Annotated in this window: 2 protein-coding genes and 1 pseudogene; 1 reads left to right on the top strand and 2 read right to left on the bottom strand. The window is 75.5% G+C overall.

The window, feature by feature from the left end; all coding sequences use genetic code 11:
- A pseudogene (locus EXE50_RS16860) lies at positions 1–469 on the bottom strand (DNA mismatch repair protein MutS); the annotation flags it as partial.
- Between the two features lie 112 nt (positions 470–581).
- On the opposite strand from EXE50_RS16860, the gene EXE50_RS16855 reads away from it, so the two are divergent.
- Entirely contained in the window at positions 582–1,121 is a 540-nt protein-coding gene (locus tag EXE50_RS16855; RefSeq protein WP_053770789.1) for a DnaJ domain-containing protein, read from the top strand.
- Positions 1,122–1,187: 66 nt separating this feature from the next.
- Here EXE50_RS16855 and EXE50_RS16850 read toward each other — a convergent pair whose 3' ends face one another.
- Positions 1,188–1,874 (bottom strand): molybdenum cofactor guanylyltransferase, encoded by a 687-nt coding sequence (locus EXE50_RS16850; protein ID WP_137705637.1) that lies wholly within the window; start codon positions 1,872–1,874, stop codon positions 1,188–1,190.
- Positions 1,875–1,923: the final 49 nt, after the last annotated feature.

The raw sequence follows: 1,923 nt of genomic DNA, 5'->3' as shown, positions 1-1,923 counted from the left end.
GCAGGCGTCCGGCCTCGTCGGCCGCCACCGCCGCGACGTAGTTCGTCGTCCCGGATTCGAGCAGGTCGTCCTCGACGACCGTGCCGGGCGTGATGACCTCGGTGACTGCGCGGTCGACGAGGCCGGACGCCTGCTCGGCGTCCTCGACCTGGTCGCCGAGCGCGACGCGGTAGCCCGCGTCGAGGAGGGATTCGAGGTACGGCGCGGCGTTGTCGATGGGGATCCCGGCCATCGGGTAGTCGCCGGTCGAGTCGGACCGCTCCGTCAGCGTCACCTCGCAGACGCGCGCGACGGTCTCGGCCGCCTCGCAGAACGCCTCGTAGAAGTCGCCGACCTGGAACAGCACCAGGGCGTCCTCGTGGGCGGCACAGAGGTCGGCGTACTGCGAGAGCATCGGCGTGAGCTCCTCGCGGGCAGCCGCGATCCCGGGCGGCAGCCCCGTGGCCGTCTCTCGGTCCGCCGGTTCCATACCCCGAGTCCGGGCGGCCGCGGGCATAAACGGTGCGGAGCGGCGCGGACCGCTCCGGTCGAGCCCCCGCCGCCGGCGAGAGCCTTACAGTCCTCCGCCCCCGAGTACGGCCGTGACGAATCGAACGATCGTCGTGGGGCTCGCCGGGGCGTTCGTCGGCATGACGGCGCTGCTCGTGATCGGCGGGATCGTCCTCCACCCGATCGCGCTGGCGCTGGCGCTGCCGTTCGGCGCCGTCTCCTACTTCCTCTGGTACCACGCCACCGGGCGCCTCCACGACCAGGCCCGGCGGTCGGCCGAGGCGGCGGGCCCGACGGAGCGCCAGCGCGCCAGGCAGCGCGCCCGCGCCGAGGCCAACCGGGAGCGCGCGTACCGCGCCGCCGGCACCGACGGCGGTCGCGGCGCGACCGGGCGGCGAGCGGGCGCTCGCGGACCGGGCGGGGCCCGCGACCCCCGCGACCGCGCGCCGACGGCCGACCGAATGACCGAGCGCGAGGCGTACGAGACGCTCGGGCTCGACCGCACGGCCGACAGCGAGGCGGTCCGGCGGCGGTACCGCGAGCGGGCGAAGCGGCTCCATCCGGACGGCGAGGACGGCGACGAGGAGGACTTCAAGGAGCTCAACGAGGCGTACGAAGTCCTGAAGGGGTGACGCGGAGCGCGCCCCGCGGCGGCCCGAGAGCGCGACGGTCCGGGAGCCTGACGGAGACGCCGCGGCTCACGCCTCGTCGCTCGCGGCGGCGACCGCCCGCTCCGCCTCGTCGAGGTCGGCCCGCGTGTTGACGTTCGCGAAGGTGCGGTCGGTCGTCAGCGACCGGATCGCCTCGTCGTCGACGACGGCCTCACGCACTCGATCCACCATCGCGAGCACCTTCCGCTCGCCTTGGTCGAGCGCGCGGTCGCAGGCCTCCGCGGCCGGTTCGGTCGCGTAGACGGCCTGCGTCGTCTGGAACCAGCGGTCGTCGAGCCGCGGCAGTACCGCTTCGACGCCGGGCTCTCCGGCCAGTTCGCGCAGCGCCGCGAGGAACGACGGGTCGACGAACGGCATGTCGCAGGCGACGACGGCGGCGTACGGGTCGGTCGCCGCGCGGCAGGCGTTCCGGATCCCCGCCAGCGGGCCCAAGTCGGGCTCCTCGTCGAGCGCCCAGCGAACGGGGAGCGGGACTCCCGACAGCGCCTCGGCGAGCGCCTCGCGCTGGTCGGGGCGGCAGTTGACGACGAACTCGTCGACGACCGGGTCGCCGCCGCTGGCGCGGTCGGCGCCGGGGGGCACCGGGTCGTCGGCCCCCGCGAGCCGGTCCGCGACGCGGCGGATCATCGGCACGCCGTCGATCGGCGCGACGGCCTTGTCGGCGTCGCCGAAGCGCGTCGAGCGGCCGCCGGCGAGGATGGCTCCCGTGGTCACGGCCGCGGCTTGGACGGCGGGGGACTTCGCGGTTGCGGTGGTCGGGGGA

This window comes from Halorubrum sp. ARQ200 (assembly GCF_005435115.1).
In the GTDB taxonomy this organism is placed as follows: Archaea; Halobacteriota; Halobacteria; order Halobacteriales; family Haloferacaceae; genus Halorubrum; species Halorubrum tropicale.
This window is presented reverse-complemented; position numbering and strand designations above follow the sequence as displayed.